The 15176-nt window shown below is 71.5% G+C and carries 14 protein-coding genes; 8 read left to right on the forward strand and 6 right to left on the reverse strand.

The window, feature by feature from the left end; all coding sequences use genetic code 11:
• Positions 1 to 65: 65 nt before the first annotated feature.
• On the forward strand, positions 66 to 455 hold the full coding sequence (locus ACIP4O_RS03840; RefSeq protein ID WP_401571154.1) for a nuclear transport factor 2 family protein: 390 nt from the start codon (positions 66 to 68) through the stop codon (positions 453 to 455).
• 88 nt (positions 456 to 543) lie between these two features.
• Here ACIP4O_RS03840 and ACIP4O_RS03845 read toward each other — a convergent pair whose 3' ends face one another.
• Positions 544 to 2199 carry a penicillin-binding transpeptidase domain-containing protein gene (locus tag ACIP4O_RS03845; RefSeq protein WP_401571156.1) on the reverse strand — a complete coding sequence of 552 codons (1656 nt, stop codon included), beginning with the start codon at positions 2197 to 2199 and terminating at the stop codon, positions 544 to 546.
• A 65-nt stretch (positions 2200 to 2264) separates the two neighbouring features.
• On the opposite strand from ACIP4O_RS03845, the gene ACIP4O_RS03850 reads away from it, so the two are divergent.
• From ACIP4O_RS03850 to ACIP4O_RS03860, 3 genes are all read left to right on the forward strand, one after another.
• Entirely contained in the window at positions 2265 to 3308 is a 1044-nt protein-coding gene (locus ACIP4O_RS03850) for a LysR family transcriptional regulator (protein WP_401571159.1), read from the forward strand.
• Positions 3305 to 4216, forward strand: coding sequence for a serine hydrolase (locus ACIP4O_RS03855; RefSeq protein WP_401571161.1), 912 nt, complete (start codon positions 3305 to 3307; stop codon positions 4214 to 4216). Before ACIP4O_RS03850 ends, ACIP4O_RS03855 begins: the two co-directional genes overlap by 4 nt.
• Before the next feature lie 126 nt (positions 4217 to 4342).
• On the forward strand, positions 4343 to 4666 hold the full coding sequence (locus ACIP4O_RS03860) for a hypothetical protein (RefSeq protein WP_401571164.1): 324 nt from the start codon (positions 4343 to 4345) through the stop codon (positions 4664 to 4666).
• A gap of 74 nt (positions 4667 to 4740) precedes the next feature.
• Here the strand turns inward: ACIP4O_RS03860 and ACIP4O_RS03865 are convergent, their stop codons facing one another.
• From ACIP4O_RS03865 to ACIP4O_RS03875, 3 genes are all read right to left on the reverse strand, one after another.
• A complete protein-coding gene (locus ACIP4O_RS03865) occupies positions 4741 to 5760 on the reverse strand; it encodes a sporulation-delaying protein SdpB family protein (RefSeq protein WP_401571167.1) in 1020 nt (339 codons plus the stop codon).
• The gene (locus ACIP4O_RS03870) at positions 5751 to 6353 is read right to left on the reverse strand and encodes an SdpA family antimicrobial peptide system protein (RefSeq protein ID WP_164288719.1); all 603 of its coding nucleotides are present in this window, start codon (positions 6351 to 6353) and stop codon (positions 5751 to 5753) included. The genes ACIP4O_RS03865 and ACIP4O_RS03870 overlap by 10 nt, the downstream gene beginning before the upstream one ends.
• 151 nt (positions 6354 to 6504) lie before the next feature.
• Positions 6505 to 7170 (reverse strand): sporulation delaying protein family toxin, encoded by a 666-nt coding sequence (locus ACIP4O_RS03875; protein ID WP_401571170.1) that lies wholly within the window; start codon positions 7168 to 7170, stop codon positions 6505 to 6507.
• Positions 7171 to 8296: 1126 nt separating this feature from the next.
• Between ACIP4O_RS03875 and ACIP4O_RS03880 the strand changes: the two genes are divergently transcribed.
• Both ACIP4O_RS03880 and ACIP4O_RS03885 read left to right on the forward strand, forming a co-directional pair.
• On the forward strand, positions 8297 to 9088 hold the full coding sequence (locus ACIP4O_RS03880; protein ID WP_361320220.1) for an ABC transporter ATP-binding protein: 792 nt from the start codon (positions 8297 to 8299) through the stop codon (positions 9086 to 9088).
• Positions 9085 to 11652, forward strand: a complete 2568-nt coding sequence (locus ACIP4O_RS03885) for an ABC transporter permease (protein WP_401571173.1) — start codon at positions 9085 to 9087, stop codon at positions 11650 to 11652. Before ACIP4O_RS03880 ends, ACIP4O_RS03885 begins: the two co-directional genes overlap by 4 nt.
• Positions 11653 to 11910: 258 nt before the next feature.
• On the opposite strand, the gene ACIP4O_RS03890 is transcribed toward ACIP4O_RS03885, so the two are convergent.
• Positions 11911 to 12810 carry an alpha/beta fold hydrolase gene (locus ACIP4O_RS03890; protein WP_401571175.1) on the reverse strand — a complete coding sequence of 300 codons (900 nt, stop codon included), beginning with the start codon at positions 12808 to 12810 and terminating at the stop codon, positions 11911 to 11913.
• 85 nt (positions 12811 to 12895) lie between these two features.
• Here ACIP4O_RS03890 and ACIP4O_RS03895 point away from each other — a divergent pair, with 85 nt between their 5' ends.
• Positions 12896 to 13510, forward strand: a complete 615-nt coding sequence (locus ACIP4O_RS03895; protein ID WP_401571178.1) for a TetR/AcrR family transcriptional regulator — start codon at positions 12896 to 12898, stop codon at positions 13508 to 13510.
• A gap of 334 nt (positions 13511 to 13844) precedes the next feature.
• Here ACIP4O_RS03895 and ACIP4O_RS03900 read toward each other — a convergent pair whose 3' ends face one another.
• Positions 13845 to 14342 (reverse strand): winged helix-turn-helix transcriptional regulator, encoded by a 498-nt coding sequence (locus tag ACIP4O_RS03900; protein WP_401571180.1) that lies wholly within the window; start codon positions 14340 to 14342, stop codon positions 13845 to 13847.
• A gap of 101 nt (positions 14343 to 14443) precedes the next feature.
• Between ACIP4O_RS03900 and ACIP4O_RS03905 the strand changes: the two genes are divergently transcribed.
• Entirely contained in the window at positions 14444 to 15088 is a 645-nt protein-coding gene (locus ACIP4O_RS03905; protein WP_401573807.1) for a dihydrofolate reductase family protein, read from the forward strand.
• The last annotated feature ends 88 nt before the right edge of the window (positions 15089 to 15176 follow it).

The following is a 15176-nucleotide window of genomic DNA, read 5'->3' on the forward strand; positions in this document are numbered from 1 at the left end:
GGAGCGCCCACGGTGGAGCCGAGCCCGGACGGGCCGGGACGAGAAGAGGAACGGGAGCAGACCCCATGCCCACCACCGAGATCCCCCTGAGCGGCGTCGTCGCGGAGCACTTCCGCGCGGTCAACGCCTTCGACGTCGACGCGATCGTGTCCACCTTCGCCCCGGACGCGTACGTCAACGACAACCGGCGCGAGATCCGGGGCGCCGCCGCGATCCGCCGCTGGGTGGAGAAGGAGATGGTCGCCGAGCACGTGAGCGTCGAGCCCGTGGAGGTCCTGGATCACTACGGGGACGTCATCGTCCGGGGCCGCTACGACGGCGACTTCGACCGCTCCGGCCTCCCGGACGAGCTGATCATGAGCAACTACTTCTCGCTCAGGGACGGGAGGATCGTGTCGCTCGCGGTCGTCCTGAACCAGCCGAGCGAGTACGGGGACGGAGCGGACGCGGCCTAACCGCCAAGCCACAGCCACAGCCACAGCCACAGCCGCCCCGCCCCGCCCCGCCCCGCCCCGTACCGCCCCGCCCCGGAGCCCCGCCCCCCTACTCCCCGTCCCCCGGCACCCGCGACAGCAACTCGTGGAGGATCGGCCCCGCCGAGCCGCTGCCCGTGACGCCGCCCTCGACCACGCACGCGAGGGCGACGTTGCCCCGGTGGGCGACCATCCAGCCGTTGTTGGGGGCGTCGTCGGAGACCTCCGCCGTGCCGGTCTTGCCGCCGATCTCGCCGGGGAGGTCGGAGAGTATGCGGGCCGTGCCCTCGGTGACCGTGGCGCGCATGAGGGTGCGCAGGTCGGTGCTGACCTGTCCCGGGAGCGGGGTCGTCTTCGTCGTGTCCTCGGGGTCGGGGACGAGGTGCGGCATGCGGAAGCGGCCCGTCGCCGCCGTCGCCGTGACCGAGGCCATGATCAAGGGGTTCGCCTGGAGGCGGGCCTGGCCGATCATCGAGGCGGCCTTCTCGGTCTCGTCCTTCGGGGCGGGGATCGATCCGTCGTAGGACGGAACGCCGATGTGCCACTCCTGGCCGATGCCGTAGTACTCGCGGGCGACGTCGCCGAGGGCGGTCGGGGCGAGTTTGTCGCGCAGGCTGATGAAGGCCGTGTTGCACGACTCGGTGAAGTCCTTGCGGAAGGTCGCGTCCGGGAAGGACGACGTCTCGACGTTGTGGAACTCCTTGCCGACGACGAGGTGCTTGGGGCAGTCCACGACCGTGTCGGGGCGCACGACGCCCTTCATCAACAGGGCGCTGCTCGTGACGAGTTTGAAGGTCGAGCCGGGTGCGTACGTACCGGAGACGGCCCGGTTGAAGCCGGTGGCGGGGGAGTTGGCGACGGCGAGGATCTCGCCCGTGTCGGCGCGGAGGGCGACGAGCGAGGCGTTGCGGTGTTCGGGCTCGGCCGCGAGCGCGTGTTCGGCGGCGGACTGCCACGTGCTGTCGAGCGTCGTACCGGCGGGCTCGTCCGTCACCTCCTTCGCGCCGAACCGCGCCTCCGTGCGCAGGACTTCACCGCTCGCGCGGTCGACGAGGCGGATCGCGCCGCGCGGTCCCTGACCGCCGTTGCCGAGCTGGGCGAGGACGGGGGCGAGGGAGGGGAAGTCGGCCGAGGTGAGCGCCTTGCCGTGGCGGTCCTTCGCCTTCGGCTCGCTCGTGTCCTCGCGGTCGAGGCGGAACTTCGCGACGTCGCTCAGGCGCGGGTGGACGAGGCCGAGTCTCCAGTCGATGGTCCAGCGGTCGTCCTTGCCGGATCTGAGCGTCATCCGTGAGGTGTACGTCCACGTGCCGAGGCCCTTGACCGGCATCCGGGCCGTGAAGGGGACCTCCACCGCGCCGTCCTCCGCCTCGCGGGGGACCCCGGCGGTGAGGTGCGGGCGTGTGATCTCCAGGCCCGAGGTGAAGCTGCCGAGGATGCGGCTCGCGTCGCCGGGGTGCGTCGTGCGGGCACCGGCCGCGTCCAGGCGGTCGTGCGACCAGTCGGCGAGGAAGTCGCGCGCCTGCGCGGTCGCCGCCGGGTCGGGTCCGTCCGCGCCGTCCCGCGCGAAGGGGCCCGACTTCGCCACGTACAGCCCCAGCGCCGTCAGCGCGAGGACGAGGAGGACGACGAGGATCGCTCGCAGCGCGGTACGGGAGCGGCGCGGCGGGCCCTGCGGGGAATCCCAGGGGGCGAGCGGCGGACCGGAGGTGCCGTGGTGGGTCGTCATACGCCGAGCAGACCAGCGCGGCACCCACTCTGTCCAAGTTCGCTATCAATCATTCATCCATACTGATGTGCGTATCATTGCTGCTCGTGGACCTGATCCGGCACCTGGAGTGCTTCTTGGCTGTTGCCGAAGAGTCACACTTCGGCCGTGCCGCGCGCCGGCTCGGCATGGCGCAGCCGCCGCTCTCGCAGCGCGTGCAGCGGCTCGAAAGGGAACTGGGCGTACGGCTCTTCGAGCGCACGAGCCGCCGGGTCGCGCTCACCAGGGCCGGTCAGCTCCTGCTGCCGGAGGCGCGTACGCTCCTCGACCGGCACGAGGCGCTGCGTGCCCTCGCGCGGCGCGTGCGCGAGGGCGGCAGCGGCCTCCTGCGGGCCGGGCTGCCGCCCGACCTCGCCGGGCCGACGGTCGCGGCGCTCCTCGAAGGTTTCCGCCGGGCGGACACCGGAGTCGAGCTGGAGGTACGGGAGTTGACGACGGCCGAACAGCTCGTGGCCCTGCGCGCACGGGAACTCGACGTCGGTCTCGTCCATCACCCCTGCGCACTGCAGGGCTTGGCGCTCGGCCCCGTGCTGCGGCGCGAACTCGGCGTGCTGCTCGCCGAGTCGGCGGACGTGGCCGGGGGCGAGGCGGTGCCGCTCGCGGCGCTCGGCGACCGCGAACTCGTCCTCTTCCCGCGCGCGGGAGCGCCCGCGCTCTACGACGAACTCCTCAACTCCTGTGCCCGCGAGGGCTGGACGCCCCGCGCCGTGCGGCACGGCCGGGGCGAGAACTTCGTCCGGGGCCTCGTCCTGTCCGGGCAGGCCGTCGCCTTCGTGCCGCGCGCGGAGGCGGTGGACGTGCCGGGGCTGGTGTGGCGCCCGCTCGCCGGGGCGCCGCTGGCCCGCCGCCACTCGGCGGCCTGGCCCGCCGGTCGCGAGGACGCGGCCGTCACCGCGTTCGCCGAGGCGGTGACGGTGGCGCTGCGCGAGCGGGAGGGGGCCGTGGTGGACGGGGGCGGGACGCGCGCCGGGGGAGGGGGAGCCGGCCGGGACGAGGACCCGGCGGCCGCGGGGCCCGTCACCCCCGTACGACCTTTGCACCTACGTCCAGCGGCGGAGTACTGGCTGTGAAAGACGCACCCGAGGACCCGACCACGCACGCCGGTACGGCCGTCGCGGACCGTATCGCCGCCGCCTTCGCCGACGCCGGGGTGGACGGCGTCGTCCACGCGGTGGACATCGATCGCGGGACGGAGGCGGGGTACGGCGCGGACCGGCTCGTGCCCACGGCGAGCGTCCACAAGCTGTGCCTGCTGCTCGCGCTGCACCGGCTCGCGGTGGCGGGGCGGATCGACCTGACGGAGCAGGTCGAGTGCGCCGTCGAAGGGCGGACGCCCGGTGGGACGGGGCTCGCGGCGATGCTCGACGCGCCGCGCGTGTCGCTGCGTGACCTCGCCTACCTCATGATCGCCGTGAGCGACAACGCGGCGGCCGATCTGCTTCTCGCGCGGGTCGGCCTGGAGGAGGTCAATCGCACGACGGAGGCGCTGGGGCTGCGCCTCACCCGCGCGGTGGAGAGCTTCGCCGCCACGCAGGAGGGGATGCGGGCGGACGCGGGCCCGGCGGGGGCCCGCGCGCTCACCGACCCGGTCGTGCTCGCGCGCCTGCGGGCCCTGGACCCCACCCACGGCAACCGCTCCACCCCGCGCGAACTCACGAGCCTGCTCCGGGCGTTGTGGCGGGACGAGTTCCTGCCCGAGGCGCACGGGGCGGCGGTACGAAGGCTGCTCGGCCTCCAGGTCTGGCCGCACCGCCTCGCCTCCGGCTTCCCCTTCGACGACGTCCGCGTCTCCGGCAAGACGGGCACGCTCCCGACCCTGCGCGCCGAGGTCGGCGTCGTGGAGTATCCGGACGGGGGCCGCTACGCGGTGGCCGTCTTCACCCGCGCCGCCGACACCCGGCACGTCCTCCCCGCGGCGGACGCGGTGATCGGGGTGGTGGGACGGATCGCGGTGGAGGGGCTGCGGGGAGCCTCGTAGCGCCCTGCCTGTCCGTACCCGAGGGCAATGGCAGGTCTCGCGATATCTGTACGTGGTAACAGGATTGAGGAAATGGATGAATGTGCGGCCTGTCAGGGGTGAGGGCCCGTTGATAACCTCCGGGGTATGGCAGAGCAATCGGCGAACGTAATAATCGATGTCAAGCCGTCTTTGATCGCTGCTTGGTTTCACCATATTTTCACGGTCCCGGTCGTCGAAATCGACGATTCCCGTACCGAAGTCGCTTCCTGGGGACGCTCTACGGTTTCCGCAGGGCCGGGAAAGCACCGCGTCAGCGTGTACTTCCGATATCGCGGCCAGAAAACAGCGCGACTGGGGGAGTCCTCGGCGGAGTTCGAGGTGATCGACGGCGAAAGCGCGCACGTCGAGGCCAGACTGGGACCGCGCAACGGCAGCAGCTTCCACGTCCGGACGTCTCCGGCCTCCTGAGACGGCGGGAGAGGCCGACCTCCTGAGACGGGCGGGAGAGGCCGGCCCTCCTGGGCCGCCCTCTCCCGCCCCTTTCACGTCCCGGCGGGCGCGGGGACCGCGCCGGGCGCGGCCGTGGGCGCGTCCACGGTGCCCGGCGTCTCCGCGTCGCCCAGCGCATCCGTGCCCGTGCCGCCGGCCGTGCCCGTACTCCGTGGCACCGCCTCGCGCGGACGGCCCCGACCCGGAGTGGCGCACAGCACGGAGGAGCCGATCATGACGAAGGCGAAACTCCACAGGCCCATCGTCAGCACGATGCTGCCGTGAAGGAGGATGTCGAGCGCCATCCCGGCCTTCCGCCAGGGCCCCTTGAGAAGGACGCAGACGCCGATGGCGATCTCGATCAGCAGGGCGCCCCACGTGAGCGCCACCACGATGATCGCGTACTTGGAGACCCCCAGGGCGAGCGCGCTCCACGGCTGCCCGACCCCGAACATGTTGTCCCGCAGGAAGTAGTACTCGGCGGTTCCGTTGGCCCAGTCGGCGACGCCGAACTTGCTGATGGCGCTGTCCAGGTAGAGGTACGCGATCTGCGCGCGCAGCGCAAGGAAACAGACGTACGCGACGATGCGGAACGAGGGGTTCTGCTCCGTCTCCGGGCGCGTCCAGTGCCAGGTGCGGTCGTCGGCGAGGGCGATCGGGACGAGCAGGAACGAGACGATCATCCCGATGGACTCACCGCCGTCCGGCACCGAGATGCTGACGGCGACGGAGTAGGCCACCCACGCGTGCGGCAGCGCCGTCCAGCGCGGCCGGTAGCCGCTCACGACGAGGAGGAGGATCGCGACCATCACCCAACGCCGGACTTCGTCGCCGACGGAGCCGCCGCCGACGCACACGGCTGAGGCGGCCCGCACTCCGTCGCAGCGCGGGTAGTGCCCCATGCCCAGGACGGGGACGAGCAGGGCCTTGAGCGGGGTGAACAGCAGGACGCTGAGCTGGGCGGAGGCGAGGACGGTGCGGCCGACGCCGAACCATCTGTTGCGCAGGTCGAAGCGGGCCGTACGGCCTGTGACCCACTGGGTGGCGGTGTTGAGCAGCGGGGTCAGTGACATCGGACATCCACGTGGGCGACTCGGTCGACGTGCTTCTGGTAGGGGACTTCGTTCCGGAAGGCCCACGGCACGGTCTTCTCCTGGGTGAGGACGAGGTCACCGCAGAGGGTGGGGAGCGGGCTCGTGTTGGTGACCTTCACCGGGGCCCGCTTCGCGCTCTCCTCGACGCAGTCCGCGAGGTAGGCGGAGCACTTGGCGTAGTGCCCCGTCACGTGAGCGTTGAGAAAACCGAGTTCGGGGCCCTGGGCGCGCTGCGTGCGGGAGAGGCCGAAGAGGTTGGACGGGGCGCCCTGCGGGGTGTGCAGCAGATCGCTGACCTCGCCGTCGTGACCGAGGCGGTAGGCACCGGTCTGGCCCGTCTCCGGGTTCCTGGTGAAGAAGGCCCAGTTCTGAGGGACGAGGGTGTTGAACGCGGTGCGGGCACCGGCGGAGTGCCGGCTGCTGAGGGCGTTGCTGGGCAACGTGTAGAAGAGGCCAAGAGCCAGGTATCCGAAGACGCAGACGCAGACGAGGACGAACAGGATCAGTGGCCTGGTGGACCCGGCCTGTACTTCCTTGTCGGTGCGCCCGTCTCCGCCCGTACTGGGATTCATGGGAACGCGACCTTCGGGGAGTCGGTGTCGAGGATCGGGGGCGCGGGGAGCTGCCGCGCCGCCCCGGGGGACGAGGGGCGCGCGGTCCCTGGGACGGCGCCTGTCCCGCGGGAGCGGCGCGGCAGCGGTACCGCGGGGTGTCAGGCCGGACTCACAGGGTGTGGGCCACGGCGGCCACCATGGTGTCCTCGTCGAGACCGTTGGGCTGACGCATGTCGAAGCCGTAGCTGACGGCCGAGGGGACGACGACCAGCGCGACGACCGCTTCGGTGGCACCCGCCACGTTGGCGTAGCCGATCGCGTTGATGGCTCCCGCGACGTTCAGCTCGATGACGATGTTCGCGTCGTGCCAGAAGGCGCCCTGCGGGTTCACCGTGTCGGCACTGGCCTCCCTGGTCTTGCTCAGGAACTTGTCGATGTCCTGGTTCAGCCGCTCCATGCCGGACTTGGCCTGGAAGGGGTCGTCGATCTGCACCGCCACGGTGATCTTGTCGTGGAAGTCGGCGTCGAGAGCCTTGAGCGCGGTGGTGAACTGGTCGATCTGCTCCAGCGTCACCTTCTCGTTGTTCTCGTTGTTCGACTTGTGCGACTTGATGGCGTCCGCGAGCTCGGGGTGGTCGTCCGCAGCCTTGCCCTTGGCGAAGACGAGGAGGCCGACGATGTCCGCGTCCGAGTACGTGACGTGGTGTTCTGCCGCTGCCTGCCGTACGTGGGCGGGGCCGTCGGAGGGCGAGGCCCAGGCCGCGGCGCCGGAGGCGCCACCGAGGGCGAGGACGGCCCCCGCGCAGACGAGCGCGGCCGGTCTTTTCAGCTTCATGGGATACCTTTGCGCGTTGTGATGGATGCACGCCGGGCCAAAGCCCCTGCTGGCGTGCCGAGTTGAGTGGCACGCGAGAGGAGTGGGGGCTCACGTTCCCGGGCGTGCGGCGGACCGCCGGCCTACTCTCGGGCAGCTGGCACTGCCCCGGCCTGCGGAGTCATGTCCCCCGGGGGCCACCGGCCCTCGGGGGCCGTGTCGTGATGCGCTCGCTCGTGGTGGCGGCGAGGGTCTCCCGGAGCGCCGTCCCGGTGTTCTCGGACGGGAGGCCGCAGGGGCCGTCCGGCCCGAGTGGCAGGGCGATGTGCATGCGTCGGCTCCCCCCTCGGGTGAGGCGACGGCTTCCCCCGTGGAGCCGTTTCAGCGCACGTCACCCGCTGTGCGATCGCCCGGCCAAACTTCCATGCGTCCCGGCGACGTTCAAGCCTTTTCCGGTCCGCTCCCCCGGGTCAGCGGCCGACCCGCTCGGACCGGATGCATTCCGCTTACACGATTCGCGCCTGGCGGGCCTGCGGATATCCGGCTGCGACGGTATTCGCGTTCACTACTTCAATTGACCTGGAATTTGCCTGACTTTCCGTTCTGTTGGTGTGAATTCTCGCGCCATTATTGAGGGAATGGCCAGAGGAATGCGGCCCCTGTGTCATGAATCCGGATATACCGCGCGCCACCCGCTGATCCTCTTTAGTCCGGATCGGTCGCCGGGCCCGTACCCCGAGTCGTCCCCTAGGGGATTCCCCCGAGTGGGGTCGGGGGCCGGTGGTACCGGCGGAGGAGGTGGGCAATCCCGGTCGCTGCCCAGCCTGGCGGAGCGAGGCTGGCCGCAGCATCGCAGGGGGGCTAACCGCCCTGCGGATTGTGTGCTCAGCCGCACTGCGCGGGGGCACGGGGGACGGGAAGTATGGAGCACGTAAGCAGGTAGGGGAGCGGGGCGCGGGCCACCACGTACGGCCGACGTGGTGTGCGACGTACCGACGGCGCGCTCCGACCGCACAGGACTTCCGCACCGGACTTCCGCAAGGGGACTTCCGCACAGGACTTCCGCTCCGCGAGCCGCCCCCGGGGGGAACGGCGGGCGGCGCGGGGCGCGCTCACGCGCCTTGATGACCGACATAGGAGACATGACGTGACAACGGCACTGACCACACACCCGCGTCAGGGTGGCGCGGGCGGGCAGGCGGCAGTGGCCGCGCGGGCCCGGGGGCTCGTCAAGGCGTACGGCTCGGGGGAGACGCGCGTACGGGCGCTCGACGGCGTCGACGTGGACATCGCGAAAGGACGATTCACCGCGATCATGGGCCCCTCGGGCTCCGGCAAGTCCACGCTGATGCACTGCCTCGCCGGGCTCGACACCGTGAGCGAGGGGCGCGTGCACCTCGGCGAGGACGAGATCACGGGCCTCAAGGACAAGCGGCTCACGCGCCTGCGCCGGGACCGGATCGGCTTCATCTTCCAGGCGTTCAACCTCATTCCGACGCTCAACGCCCTGGAGAACATCACACTCCCCATGGACATAGCGGGCCGCAAGCCGGACCGCGCCTGGCTCGACCAGGTCGTCGAGACGGTCGGTCTCGCGGGCCGCCTCAAGCACCGCCCCAACCAGCTCTCGGGCGGCCAGCAGCAGCGCGTCGCCGTGGCCCGCGCGCTCGCCGCGCGGCCCGAGATCATCTTCGGTGACGAGCCGACGGGGAACCTCGACTCGCGGGCGGGCGCCGAGGTGCTCGGCTTCCTCCGCACCTCCGTCGACCGTTTCGGGCAGACCATCGTCATGGTCACGCACGACCCGGTCGCCGCCTCGTACGCCGACCGCGTCCTCTACCTCGCGGACGGCCGGATCGTCGACGAGATGTACGAGCCGACCGCCGAGCAGGTCCTCGACCGCATGAAGGACTTCGACGCGCGGGGGCGGACCTCGTGACCGTCTTCCGTACCTCCCTGCGCAACTTCTGGGCGCACAAGGGCCGCATGGCGCTCTCCGCCGTGGCCGTGCTGCTCTCCGTCGCCTTCGTGTGCGGCACCCTCGTCTTCACCGACACGATGACGACGACCTTCGACAAGCTCTTCGCGAAGTCGGCGGCCGACGTCACCGTCAGCCCGAGCAAGGCCGCGCAGGACCGCGCGCAGACCGAGAACGGCGCCACGCTGCCCGCCGCCGAGGTCGCCAAGCTCGCCCGCGTCAACGGGGTGGCGCGGGCCGAGGGCGCGGTCAGCACGCAGTCCGTCACCGTCGTCGGCGCGGACGACAAGAGCCTCGGCGCCTCGACGGGCGCCCCCACGCTCGCGGGCAACTGGACCCGTACCGACGAGCGGTCCATGAAGCTGACCTCCGGGCACCTGCCCCGCTCGCGCGCCGAGGTCGTCGTGGACGCCGACACGGCGGCAAAGCACCACCTGAAGGCCGGCGACGAGCTCCGCACGATCACCGCGCACGGCGACTTCACCTCGCACGTCAGCGGCATAGCGACGTTCACCGTGACCAACCCGGGCGCGGCCGTCTTCTACTACGACACGGCGACCGCGCAGCGCGAACTCATCGACGCGCCTGGCCGGTTCACGCAGATCAACCTCACCGCCGCGAAGGGCGTGAGCGACACCGCGCTGAAGGCGGACGCGAGCGCCGTCCTCGACAGGGCCGGGCACAAGCTGCTCACGCGGCAGGAGTCCGCCGACGAGTACAGCAAGGACACCGCCTCCTTCCTCGACGTCATGAAGTACGCGCTGCTCGGCTTCGCCGGGATCGCCTTCCTCGTCGGGATCTTCCTCATCGTCAACACCTTCTCCATGCTCGTCGCCCAACGCACCCGTGAACTCGGGCTGTTGCGGGCGGTCGGCTCCTCGCGCCGCCAGGTCAACCGCTCGGTGCTCGTGGAAGCGCTGCTGCTCGGGGTGGTCGGCTCGGTGCTCGGCGCGGGCGCGGGGGTCGGGCTCGCGGTCGGGCTCATGAAGCTCATGAGCGCGGCCGGGATGAACCTGTCGACCAGCGACCTCACGATCGCCTGGACCACGCCCGTCATCGGGCTCGTCCTCGGCATCGCGGTGACCGTGCTCGCCGCGTACCTCCCGGCCCGGCGCGCCGGGCGGGTCTCGCCGATGGCGGCGCTGCGCGAGACGGGCAGTCCCACGGACCGCCGTGCGGGCGCGGTGCGTTCGGCGCTGGGCGCGCTCCTCACCCTGGGCGGGGCGGCCGCGCTGTACCAGGTCTCGACCGTCGACAAGGCGGGGGACGGGGCGCCGTGGCTCGGCGGCGGGATCTTCCTGAGCCTGCTCGGGCTGATCCTGGTGGGGCCGCTGCTCGCGGGGCTCGTGGTGCGGGTCATCGGCGCGGTCGTGCTGCGGGTCTTCGGGCCCATGGGCCGCCTCGCCGAGCGCAACGCGCTGCGCAACCCGCGCCGGACGGGCGCGACCGGGGCCGCGCTGATGATCGGCCTCGCGCTCGTCGCCTGCCTCTCCGTCGTCGGCTCCTCGATGGTCACCTCCGCGAGCAAGCAGCTCGACGAGTCGGTCGGCGCGGACTTCATCGTCGACACGATGAGCCAGCCGCTCGTACCGAAGGCGGAGAAGGCGATCGCGGGCATCGACGGCATCGCGCACGTCTCGCACCTCAAGCGGGTCGGGGCGACGGTGACCTTCCCGGACGGTACGAAGAAGCGCGACGGGGTCTCGGCGACCGAGCCGACGTACATGGAGGACGTGCACCAGAAGACCGTCGCGGGCAGCCTGGCCGCCGCCTACGAGAAGGACGGCATCAGCCTCAACGAGGGCACCGCCGAGAAGCACGGCGTGAAGGTCGGCGACAAGCTGACCGTCGCCTTCCACGAGGGCGATACGGTGCCGCTCACCGTCCGCGCGATCACCTCGGACGAGACGGTCTTCGACAAGGGCGCCTGGTACGTCTCGCTCGCCACCGCCCGCGCGCACCTCCCGGCCGGAAAGGTCCCGCCGTCCGTCGCGCTCTTCGCGAAGGCCGACGACGGCAAGGAGAAGGCGGCGTACGCGCGGCTCAAGAAGGTCATGGACCCGTATCCGCAGTACGAGGTCGCCAACCAGGCCGACTACAAGCAGCTCCTGAAGGACCAGGTCGGCCAGCTCCTCAACATGATCTACGGGCTCCTCGCCCTCGCGATCGTCGTCGCCGTCCTGGGCGTCGTGAACACGCTCGCCCTGTCGGTCGTCGAACGCACCAGGGAGATCGGTCTCATGCGGGCCATCGGCCTCTCACGCCGACAGCTGCGCCGCATGATCCGCCTCGAATCGGTCGTCATCGCCCTCTTCGGCGCGGCACTGGGCCTGGGCCTGGGCCTCGGCTGGGGCGCGAGCGCCCAGTCCCTCCTGGCGCTGGAGGGCCTGAAGGTCCTGGACATCCCCTGGCCGACGATCGGCGGCGTCTTCGCCGGCTCGGCCCTGGTGGGGCTGCTCGCGGCGCTGGTCCCGGCCTTCAGGGCGGGGCGTATGAACGTACTGGGGGCGATCGCGACGGAGTGACGAGACCTGCGGCGGGACCGGGGGAGGGGGAGCGGGGGAGCGGGGGCGGGGCCCGGAGCGCAGCACGTCGTCAAGGCCCCGCCCCGCCCGTCAAGCCCGCCCCCCGTCCCGCCCGTCAAGCCCCGCCCCCGCCCCGCCGTCAGCCCGCTTGCGCCGCCCCCGCTTCCTCGTACGCCTGCCGCAGGCGCTCGGAAGCGGTCGGGCCGCCGGTCGTCTGCCGGGCGATCCCGGGACGGGCGCCTCCCACCGGCCGGAGCGCTAACGGCCGCTGAAGAAGTCGGTGAGGGCGGCCGCGACGGCCTCGGGCTGCTCCTCGGGGATGTAGTGACCGGAGTCGGGCACGATGACGCCGGTCACGTTCTCGGCCCACGGGCTGAGGGAGGCGGCCATGTCCGGGATCGAGCCGTGGCTGCCGGAGATGCCGAGGACGGGCGTGGCCAGTCGCCGTTGCTCGAGTGCCGTGCGGTTCTTGCGCGCGGACTCGGCGGCGTCGCGGTAGTAGGCGAGGCCGGCGCGCAGGCCGCCATCGGCGGCGAGTGCCGCGCTGTAGTGGTCGAGCTCCGCTTCCTCGAACGTGCCGGGCGCGAAGGACTTGGTCTTCAGGAACCAGCTGACGTACTCCCGCTCGCGACCGGCTATCAGCGTCTCGGGAAGACCGGGCACCAGGTGGAAGGCGAAGTGCCAGGTCTTGAACGCCAGAGCCGGGTCGAGAGTGATCGCTTCCGGCATGGTGATACCGGGAATCCCGGCGTCGAGCAGCGCGAGCCCGTGCAGTCGGCTCTCGTGGTGCAGCGCGAGGGAGAAGGCGACCCAGGCGCCGATGTCGTGCCCGGCGAGCCAGTACTCGCGCACGCCGAGAGCGTCCACGGCGGCCTGGGTGTGCGCGGCGACCGTGTGCGTGTCGTAGCTGAGCTCCGGATGCTCGGAACCGCCCTGGCCCGGCCGGTCGATCGCGATGACCCGGAACCGGTCGGCGAGAGCGGGCATGACCTTCCGCCAGGCCCACCACGTCTGCGGGAACCCGGTGAGCAGGACGACGGCCGGTCCGTCCGGCCGACCGCCTTCGACGGCGTGCACGCGGACGCCGTCGGCATCGACCCAGCGGTGCGTGAACCCGGCCAGGTCATGCGGGGGCAGGGCGGCGACGGGGTTGGTCATGGGAATCCTCCATCGAGGCGAGTGGGCCGGGATGCGACGCTAGCACATCTTGAACCAACCAGTTCAAGATGAGAGGATGGGGCGCATGGCAGGCAAGAAGCAGTTCGACATGGACACGGTGCTCGACGCCGCGATGATCCAGTTCTGGCGCTCCGGCTACGCGGACACCTCGCTCGACGACCTGTCCCGGGCGACCGGCCTGAACCGGAGCTCGATCTACTCCTCGCTCGGCGACAAGGACGCGCTCTTCCTTCGCTGTCTGGACCGCTACGCCACGCGCTACGGCGACAAGTTCGACGCCGCCCTCTCGTGCGCGGCCGAGGACCCCGTCGCCGCCGTCCGCGCGTTCTTCGACGTCACCCTGGGGCGCATAGCCGACCCCGCCGTGCCCGACGGATGCCTGATGGCCCAGTCGGTCATGGCCGGTCCGGCGCTGAGCCCGAGCGTCGCGGAGCATGTCAAGGAGTTGTTCGCCCAACAGTGCCCGCGCCTGCGCGCCGCGCTGAGGGCCGGTGGAATGTCCGAGGAGAACGCCGGGGACTTCGCCGTACACGTAGCGGCCGTGAACCAGTCCCTCGCGGTGATGGGCAGGTCCGGGTCGAGCCCGGAGCAGCTCCGGGCGATCGTCGGGGTGACCGTCGACGCGCTCGCGAGGACGCTGAGACCGGTCGGGCCGCAGGAGTCGTCCCTCCGGGAGTGACGGAAACCGGGAGCCCGTGCCGGTCCGCGGCTCTCGCCACCACCTCGGCTCCCCTGCTCGCTCTGTGCCTGGTCGCCGTGCCCGGCGGAACCAGGCCCCTGGCCGCTGTCGCCGCTTCGCCGCCGACACCGACTCCAGCCCGCGAACAGCTCGGGCTCGCCTCCAGCGCGCCGAACGCCTCCGCACCGGGACGGCTCCTGGCCCGTCCGGACGGCGACGCCTCGGACGACATCGTGGGCGCCCGGCGCGCCGGGTACGCCGCCGGTCCGGCGGCCTCGCCCCGCCCGTCAAGCCCCCGTTCCCGCCTCGCCCCGCCCGTCAAGCCCCCGCCCCGTCAGCCCGCTTGCGCGGCCCGCGCCTCCTCGTACGCCTGCCGCAGGCGCTCGGAAGCGGTCGGGCCGCCGGTCCTCTGCCGGGCGATCCCGAGATGGGCCTCCCGCAGCTCGTCCATCAACTCGCCCACCAGTGCCGGGTCTTCCGCGAGGAGGCGGGCGCGGATGGCCAGTTCCGGGGTCGTGGGCCGGTGTGCCAGCCCCCAGGCGCCGAGCGCGGCCATCACGGGGAGCGTCTGGATACCGGCCTCGGTGAGGGTGTACGTGGCTTTCCGGCCGCGCGGGGCGTCCTCGCGCGTCAGGAGGCCCGTCGCGACGAGCTTGCGCAGGCGGTCGGCGAGGATGTTGGACGCGATGCCCTCGTCGTTCCGGCTCAGCAGCTCACGGAAGTGGCGACGACCGCCGAAGACCACATCACGCAGCACGATCAGTGTCCACGGGTCTCCCAGGACCTCCACGGCGGCGTTGATCGCGCAACCCGAGCGCGGCTCCTCACGCATCGCGACGCGACACCTCCTGACTGATTGCGACTCGCAACCCCGTCATCGTAGGGTTCGCAGGCCGGTTGCAGTTCGCAATCACTCACGGGAGGCGGTTCGTCATCAGCAAGGTCCGTGTACACAACTTCCATGTCTCGCTGGACGGTTACAGTGCGGGCGAGACGATCACGATCGAGAGCCCCATGGGGGGCGCCGAGAGGATGTTCACACGCTTCGACGGCCGGGTGATCGACGGCATCCAGGCGATCGAGGACCCGATCACGCTCGACCGCGCGCTCGCGAGCACGTGGAGTCAGGGCATCGGGGCGGAGATCATGGGCCGGGGCAAGTTCGGCCCGCAGACCGGTGAGTGGCCCGAGGACGGCTGGCGCGGCTGGTGGGGCGAGGAACCGCCCTTCGGCACGCCCGTGGTCGTCCTCACCCACCACGCCCACGAACCCATGCACTTCGACAACGGCACGAGCTTCCACTTCCTGGACGCGGGTCCCAAGGAAGCGCTCGAATACGCGCAGGGGCTCGCGGACGGGAAGGACATCCGCCTCGGCGGCGGCCCCTCCACCATCCGGCAGTTCCTCGCCGCCGACCTCGTCGACTTCCTGCACCTGATCACCGTGCCGATGATCCTGGGCGGCGGCGTCTCGATGTGGGACGGACTGGCCGACGTCCAGGAGCGTTTCACCATCGAGTCCACGTCCTCCGCGAGCGGCCTCACCCACCACTTCTGGAACCGGGCCACCACGGCGTAACCCCGGCACGGCCGGCCTCTGACGGCGGCTCCACGGGCCCGCTCCCGCCACCCGGCGGGAGCGGGCCCATGGCGTTCGCCTCCGGCGG

This window comes from Streptomyces sp. NPDC088923 (assembly GCF_044749745.1).
Lineage (GTDB): Bacteria > Actinomycetota > Actinomycetes > Streptomycetales > Streptomycetaceae > Streptomyces.

Coding starts and splice junctions, on each gene's coding strand:
- ACIP4O_RS03850 (WP_401571159.1), top strand. CDS start 2,265: ATGTGCGTATCATTGCTGCTCGTGGACCTGATCCGGCACCTGGAGTGC.
- ACIP4O_RS03900 (WP_401571180.1), bottom strand. CDS start 14,342: ATGCGTGAGGAGCCGCGCTCGGGTTGCGCGATCAACGCCGCCGTGGAG.
- ACIP4O_RS03875 (WP_401571170.1), bottom strand. CDS start 7,170: ATGAAGCTGAAAAGACCGGCCGCGCTCGTCTGCGCGGGGGCCGTCCTC.
- ACIP4O_RS03845 (WP_401571156.1), bottom strand. CDS start 2,199: ATGACGACCCACCACGGCACCTCCGGTCCGCCGCTCGCCCCCTGGGAT.
- ACIP4O_RS03840 (WP_401571154.1), top strand. CDS start 66: ATGCCCACCACCGAGATCCCCCTGAGCGGCGTCGTCGCGGAGCACTTC.
- ACIP4O_RS03870 (WP_164288719.1), bottom strand. CDS start 6,353: ATGAATCCCAGTACGGGCGGAGACGGGCGCACCGACAAGGAAGTACAG.
- ACIP4O_RS03890 (WP_401571175.1), bottom strand. CDS start 12,810: ATGACCAACCCCGTCGCCGCCCTGCCCCCGCATGACCTGGCCGGGTTC.
- ACIP4O_RS03895 (WP_401571178.1), top strand. CDS start 12,896: ATGGCAGGCAAGAAGCAGTTCGACATGGACACGGTGCTCGACGCCGCG.
- ACIP4O_RS03865 (WP_401571167.1), bottom strand. CDS start 5,760: ATGTCACTGACCCCGCTGCTCAACACCGCCACCCAGTGGGTCACAGGC.
- ACIP4O_RS03860 (WP_401571164.1), top strand. CDS start 4,343: ATGGCAGAGCAATCGGCGAACGTAATAATCGATGTCAAGCCGTCTTTG.